The 577-nt window shown below is 42.3% G+C and carries 1 pseudogene; it reads right to left on the bottom strand.

The window, feature by feature from the left end:
- Positions 1 to 296: pseudogene (locus R7P74_RS28105) on the bottom strand (hypothetical protein); the annotation flags it as partial.
- Between the last annotated feature and the right edge of the window lie 281 nt (positions 297 to 577).

Raw genomic sequence — 577 nt, 5'->3', positions numbered from 1 at the left:
GTTCCGCCATAAGTCGGCATGTTGAGAACAACTCCAAATCCGGGGATTTCTTTTTGGATTGGCTTCGCATCCTTGGGAGCTGATTTCAGCCACAGGAAAAACCAGATCCCAGAGCTTATGTCTTCCGGCTTGACCTGGTTGGCCGCAAGGAATTTGGAAACCTCGTTACAGATGATGCCATCTGGCGCTGCCATCTCGTAAATACCCGCCATCAGATCTTCAAGGCTCTTATACATATTATCTCTCGCACCTGTACATGATGTTTTCACTATCGTTGTTAAGCGTTTTTTCAGCAAGTATGTTCCAGCGAGACATCTTATACCATTCCATCTAAATCTGTAAAATTACCGTATTACCGTATTACCGTAATTATGATAATTACGGTAAATAAATTTAAGTTCTTCTTGCTGTTGTTCTACTTATTAAAATGTATCTTTGAAAAAGTAGAGTTTTTGGAATAGGATAGGTGGTGCTGAATGCCCACTTTTTACAAGGAGCGCGACCAGTGATTTTTGATGTAAGAGCGACCTTTGAAGTGGCACTCCAGACGGACACCCACCTGGTACTTATCGATCTG

It is taken from the genome of Vibrio sp. 2033, assembly GCF_033339735.1.
Note: the sequence above shows the minus strand (reverse complement) of the source record. Positions and strands in the feature narration are given on the sequence as shown.